Annotated in this window: 1 protein-coding gene; it reads right to left on the reverse strand. The window is 61.4% G+C overall.

Features of this window, described 5'->3' with window-relative positions:
- Nucleotides 1-581 (reverse strand): integrase core domain-containing protein (locus ACH107_RS33400; RefSeq protein WP_412509871.1); only part of this gene is annotated, 581 nt, incomplete at both ends.

Raw genomic sequence — 581 nt, forward strand, 5'->3', positions numbered from 1 at the left:
TGTCACATCCCGGAAGGTGGTATGGCTGTTTCTTGAACAGCTCGGGCTTGAGTTTGTGCCAGCCCTTCATCGCCTGCAAGGGCGTCTTGCTGCCCAAGGCTGATTGCGGGAGCTGCTGGTTGTAGAGCCAGACGTAGCGGTGCAGCGTCGTCTCCAGCTCCTCGCCGGATCGGAAATGGTGGCTTTGCAGCACCTCCTCGATGCGACCGTTGAAGCGCTCGACCATGCCATTGGTCTGGGGTGACTTCGGCGGGGTGAGGCGGTGCTCGATACCGAGGTCTTTGCAAAGTGTGTCGAACTCGTGCGCCCCGGTTGCAGCGCGTTTGCGCAGGCCGAAGAGGCGATCGGTGAACTCCTTGCCGTTGTCGGTCAGAATGGTGCGGATGCGCATTGGGCAGGCGCGCTCCAGGTCGCGCAGAAAGCGCCGCGCATTGGCTGCGGTCTTGGCCTTGAAGACCCGGATGAAGACCCAGCGTGTCGCGCGATCGATCGCCACGAACAGGTAGCGCCGCGAGGTCTCATCAGCCATCTGAGGCAGATACTTCACGTCGATGTGGATGTAGCCCGGCTCATAAGCCTTG

Source organism: Roseovarius halophilus (ex Wu et al. 2025), assembly GCF_047086965.1.